The sequence below is a fragment of the Pseudoalteromonas sp. genome (genome assembly GCF_041613455.1).
In the GTDB taxonomy this organism is placed as follows: Bacteria; Pseudomonadota; Gammaproteobacteria; order Enterobacterales; family Alteromonadaceae; genus Pseudoalteromonas.
Genome location: NZ_JBFJHD010000205.1, coordinates 1 through 5353, shown reverse-complemented (window position 1 = coordinate 5353; position 5353 = coordinate 1). Strand labels below are relative to the sequence as shown.

The 5353-nt window shown below is 41.2% G+C and carries 4 protein-coding genes, 1 rRNA gene and 1 pseudogene; 3 read left to right on the top strand and 3 right to left on the bottom strand.

What is annotated here, in order from left to right:
• Together ABYB02_RS14255 and gspC are read right to left on the bottom strand one after the other, a co-directional pair.
• A pseudogene (locus ABYB02_RS14255) lies at positions 1-224 on the bottom strand (type II secretion system protein GspD); the annotation flags it as partial.
• A gap of 23 nt (positions 225-247) precedes the next feature.
• Positions 248-1186 (bottom strand): type II secretion system protein GspC, encoded by a 939-nt coding sequence (gspC, locus tag ABYB02_RS14250; RefSeq protein ID WP_372763079.1) that lies wholly within the window; start codon positions 1184-1186, stop codon positions 248-250.
• A gap of 213 nt (positions 1187-1399) precedes the next feature.
• Between gspC and hslR the strand changes: the two genes are divergently transcribed.
• From hslR to ABYB02_RS14235, 3 genes are all read left to right on the top strand, one after another.
• On the top strand, positions 1400-1822 hold the full coding sequence (hslR, locus tag ABYB02_RS14245; RefSeq protein WP_372763078.1) for a ribosome-associated heat shock protein Hsp15: 423 nt from the start codon (positions 1400-1402) through the stop codon (positions 1820-1822).
• Positions 1823-1834: 12 nt separating this feature from the next.
• On the top strand, positions 1835-2680 hold the full coding sequence (hslO, locus tag ABYB02_RS14240) for an Hsp33 family molecular chaperone HslO (RefSeq protein WP_372763077.1): 846 nt from the start codon (positions 1835-1837) through the stop codon (positions 2678-2680).
• A 260-nt stretch (positions 2681-2940) separates the two neighbouring features.
• Positions 2941-4479 (top strand): phosphoenolpyruvate carboxykinase, encoded by a 1539-nt coding sequence (locus tag ABYB02_RS14235; RefSeq protein WP_372763076.1) that lies wholly within the window; start codon positions 2941-2943, stop codon positions 4477-4479.
• Between the two features lie 766 nt (positions 4480-5245).
• Here ABYB02_RS14235 and rrf read toward each other — a convergent pair.
• Positions 5246-5353: ribosomal RNA gene (gene rrf, locus ABYB02_RS14230) — 5S ribosomal RNA — on the bottom strand; the annotation flags it as partial.

Here is a 5353-nt window from a genome sequence, read left to right as displayed (position 1 = left end):
TCGTAACTACGCACATTTACTTTGCCACGTACGTTAGGGTCAATGATGATAGTTTTATTGAGGTTTTTGCCAACAATATTAATAAACTCATTAATATCGGTGCCCTTAAAGTTTGCAGCGTACTGCACTGCGGCAACAGAAAACGAAATACTCGCTGCTAGAAAAAGTGCTGCGTACTTAGCTAACCCTTTTTTAATTTTTTTGAGGTGTAGCGTCTGAACCATTATGTTGAAACTCCAATGCTTAGTTATTGCAGACTAAATTGTACGTCTATTTGCTGATTATCACGTTCAATAGTGATAGTGGCGTCTGTACTATTACGCAGCTCGTTGATGGCTGCCATGGCCTGTTTTAAATCTGTTAATTGATAGCCATTTATTGCAACAGCTAGATCGTTATTTTGTAATCCCATTTGCTTAAATAGCGAAGGATCTTTACCTGGACTTAAGCGATAACCAATAAGTTCCCCATCATTCATCGCTTGTGAAACGCGTATGTAATCAAATAATTTTCCCGGTTCATCTAAAAGTTCTTCGCGGGTTTCTATTAATGCCTGTTTTACTTCGGGATCGGCAGTCACCTCTATTTTTTGCTCGCTTTCAGCAGCTGATAATTGTGGTCCCATTGTCGCTTCACTCGGTGCTGCTAAAACAGGCATAGACACTTTTTTGCTAAAATCTAAGCCATCTAACATTAACGTTTCAAAACGACCATTCACCGATAATATCACCCGATCAGGCAATATCTGCGCTAATTTAGCACGCGTTCCTTGCACTGCCTCATCTACTAAGTAGCTACTTTGCTGACCTTGTGATTCAATAATTGCAATGCCAGCTTGGTCATCATTACTGACTGCAACAATACCGGTCAGATTAATACTTAAGCGAGTCTCAGGTGCATTATTAACCACTTCCTGCTGTTGAACTTTTTCCTTGTTAACAGTTACCTTACCAAAAATAAACTGCTCTATAATTTGCTGGGTGAAATTATTATTCGCTTTTGTGGCAGACTGCCCCTGGTATTGCGGGGTTAACGGAGCAGAGGTAGTCGTTGGCCATAGTAACCACACTAACTTTGATGGTAAATATGCAATGTAAACAACAACTAATAAAGTAACCACCGCACTTAATTTAGCGTGCGGTAAGCGGCTTAAATAATGTTTAAACTGTTGAACGTGTTGTTCCATAAATAGTATTCTTGTTTTAGTTTTTTACATAATCATCATCCATAGTACCTTTTCATTTTTCATTCAACAAGCACACTAATATTAAACTTTGTAAACAAGTTAACTTTAATTTTTTAACTGTATAAAAAACAAACGCGCGGGTAATACCTTCATCCTAAATTAATTTCGTGGTAAATTTTAAAAACCGCAAGCAAACATTTATAGGGGGGCTTTATGGCTAGAAAAGCGAGTACTAATCGAAGTTTAGAGCATCAAAGTGAACTAAAAGTGCGATTAGATAAATGGTTATGGGCCGCTCGATTTTATAAAACACGGGCGGCGGCTCGTGAAATGGTGCAAGGCGGAAAAGTACATTATAATGGTCAACGTACTAAGGCAGGCAAGATAGTTGAAATAGGCGCAACGCTTAAATTAGCGCAAGGTGTTGAGGAAAAAATAGTAACCATACTAGGTATCCTTGATAAACGCCAAAGTGCCCCCATTGCACAGACCTTGTATCAAGAATCTGATGCCAGTATCGCTAAGCGCGAAGCAAATGCTATTGCGCGCAAAAATAACAGCCTCTTTGCCCCGCATCCGGAAAGAAAGCCGGATAAAAAGCAAAGACGTGAACTTTTAAAACTAAAATCAAGTTAGGTAGTGTCGCTCATGCAACAAGATTTACTTCACCGTTATTTATTCGACAATCTCGATGTTCGTGGCGAACTCGTACAAATAGACCACGCCTACAATGAAATGATTGCTAATCATAATTACCCCGCGCCTGTTAAAGCGTTATTAGGTGAATTACTCGTAGCAACCTGCTTATTAACCGCAACCTTAAAGTTTGAAGGCGAAATTGCAGTGCAACTACAAGGTGATGGCCCTGTTAAATATGCGGTAATTAATGGTGACGATAAACAAAATATGCGTGGTATCGCTCGCTTACAAAGCGACGTAACAGGCTCAACCGTGAAAGAGCTCATTGGCCAAGGTTATATGGTAATTACCATTACTCCCACCAAAGGTGAGCGTTATCAAGGCATTGTGCCGCTTGAACACGACACATTAAGTGAGTGTATTGAAAGTTACTTTGAACAGTCAGAGCAGTTAAAAACACGCCTGTGGTTTGCCACCGATACCACAGAAGGCAGCGCTAAAGCTTGCGGGCTATTTTTACAGGTTTTACCTGTCGATAAGCAAAAATCCATCACTGACTTTGCCCATTTAGAAGCGCTAAGTAGCACTATAAAAAATGAAGAGTTGTTAGAACTTGATGCGCACACCATCCTGACACGTTTATATCATGAAGATAACCCTCGTGTTTTTGAACCACAGGCAATAAAGTTTAAATGTGGCTGTACCCGTGAAAAAACCCTAACGGCATTGGTTAATGTGGGCCAACAATCGCTACTTGACGATATTGCTGAGCATGGCGAGGTTAAAATTAGTTGCCATTACTGCTTAAAAGATTACATTTTTAACGAACAAGATGTGAAAAGTATTTTTAACTAATCATTGCTTAAAAATCGTTCATAACAGAAGCCACAAATGTTGTGGCTTTTTTTCCACTAAAAATGACACCGGTATCATGCAAAAGCGTAATTTCATGACACCGGTATCATTGAAATTATTCACCTTTTTTACCTAATATAGTTGTTTTTAAGCTGTTCAGAGGCTCGAATATCCTCAATCCATCTGTTACTATATTTACAGCTTAAAGGTTAACAGACCCAGGGCTATCCCGTTCAATCTCACACAATTTAGGTATAAACATGACTTCAAGCGCTACCCGTTTTGTCGATCTAACTGCAGCTGAACTTGTCGAACACGCGATCCGTCGCGGCGAAGGAACTTTAGCAGCCAATGGAGCTTTCGTTGCTAATACTGGCCGTCGTACTGGCCGCTCTCCAAAAGATCGTTTTATTGTTCAAGAATCAAGTACTGAAAATGAAATTCAATGGGGTAACGTAAACCGCCCTTTCGATGCAGATAAATTTGATGCTTTATGGGCACGTGTAGAAGCACATGTGCAAAGCAATGATCATTTCATCTCTCACCTTGAAGTGGGCGCAGATCCAGAGCACTATTTACCAGTCGTGGTTACAACTGAAACGGCATGGCACCATATTTTTGCTAAAAATATGTTTATCCAACCTGAAACATATAACAACGCCAACTTACCACAATGGCAGGTAATGAATGTACCTTCTTTTGTATGTGATCCTGAGCGTGATGGCACGAACAGCGATGGCACCGTCATCATCAATTTCGCACAACGTAAAGTGCTACTTGCCGGTATGCGTTACGCTGGTGAAATGAAAAAATCGATGTTCTCAGTACAAAACTTCCTGCTTCCAGCAAAAGGTGTGTTACCAATGCACTGCTCTGCTAACGTAGGTGAAGCTGGCGATACCGCTTTATTCTTTGGTTTATCGGGCACCGGTAAAACAACATTATCAGCCGATCCAACACGCTTTTTAATTGGCGACGATGAACACGGTTGGGCACCAGGCAGCGTTTTCAATATCGAAGGCGGCTGTTACGCTAAATGTATCGACCTTTCACAAAAGAACGAACCGGTAATTTGGGATGCAATTCGCTTTGGCACTATTCTAGAAAACGTCGTTCTTGATGAAAACCGCGTACCGGATTTTCATGATACAAGCCTGACACAAAATAGCCGTGCAGCTTACCCACTTGAGCACGTTGAAAAACGTAAAGTAGAAAACCGCGCTGGCGAGCCAAAAGCAGTGGTATTCTTAACATGTGACGTAAGCGGTGTATTACCACCGGTTTCAGTATTAACTGAAGAAGCAGCAGCATTTCACTTTTTAAGTGGCTACACCGCAAAAGTAGGTTCAACTGAAATTGGCTCTACCAGCGATATCGAATCAACATTTTCGACCTGTTTTGGCGCACCATTCTTCCCGCGCCCAGCTGGCGTATACGCAGAACTTCTTATGAAGCGCGTACGTGAATTTGGCGCTAAAGTATACCTAGTTAATACCGGTTGGACCGGCGGTCCTTACGGCACAGGTAAGCGTTTTGATATTCCAACAACACGTGCTGTGGTAGATGCGATTGTATCTGGCAAGTTAGCCGGTGTAGAAACACAGCACATTGATGTATTAAACCTAGATGTACCAGTGGCTGTACCAGGTGTAGATAGCAACTTACTTAACCCAATTAATACCTGGGAAGATAAAGCAAAGTATGCAGAATATGCCGCTAAACTAGCAGCAGACTTCACAGAAAACTTCGCTAAATACGATGTTTCAGAAGACATCAAAAATGCAGGCCCTAAAGTTTAATTAGTTAAACTAAGTCGCATTAAAACGCCAGCCTTGCGCTGGCGTTTTTGATCTTGCTTATCACCGTGAACTGCAATACTTATAAAAAACTCCATATTTAGCGTATTAATTGCCACTATGGGTGCATTCTAATTATTAACCGCTAATACAAACATTAAATAACTGATCTTTGCTAACGCCGATGAAAGGGCTTAATTACAAAGCGAAGCCATTGCGTTAACAAGAAACTTCATGTTTGTAATACTATTATCATAACCGTCTTATCTGCTACAGTAGGGTTATTAGCCACTGTGCGGGCACATGTTAACGTCGGCTAGTATGTGTTAGCAAAACAACAATAAAGCGACTATAAACCCGCAGCAACAACCAAAATAATTTGCAGCAACTCCTGTCCCAATAGTATAACGTTATGCTTCTTTCATTAAATTAGAGATTAATAGCAATTAACATAATTAATCTAGCCCCTATCGCCTCGAACCTAGTACCTTGCGTTTCACTTTCCTGCAAACGTAAAAAAGCCCGACTCTTTCGAATCGGGCTTTCTTTAATTTGGAGCCTGGTAATGGCGTGGTGCCACAGCGGTGGAGAGTCACATAGCAAATGCGATACCATCAATAAGGAGTCACAGTACACTATCACTTGGCTGAGAGTCGCCTCTATTGCGTGTTTCCTAGCCCCTATCGCCTCGCACCTCGTACCTTTAGTTTCACTTTTCTACAGACGTAAAAAAGCCCGACTCAGTGAATCGGGCTTTCTTGTATTGGGAGCCTGGTAATGTCCTACTTTCACATAGCAAATGCTACACTATCATCGGCGCTGTTTCGTTTCACTACTGAGTTCGGCATGGGGTCAGGTGGGTCCAAAACGCTATTGT

Excerpts from the sequence above, each read along its gene's own strand:
- ABYB02_RS14235 (WP_372763076.1), top strand. The coding sequence starts at position 2,941 with ATGACTTCAAGCGCTACCCGTTTTGTCGATCTAACTGCAGCTGAACTT.
- hslR (WP_372763078.1), top strand. The coding sequence starts at position 1,400 with ATGGCTAGAAAAGCGAGTACTAATCGAAGTTTAGAGCATCAAAGTGAA.
- gspC (WP_372763079.1), bottom strand. The coding sequence starts at position 1,186 with ATGGAACAACACGTTCAACAGTTTAAACATTATTTAAGCCGCTTACCG.
- hslO (WP_372763077.1), top strand. The coding sequence starts at position 1,835 with ATGCAACAAGATTTACTTCACCGTTATTTATTCGACAATCTCGATGTT.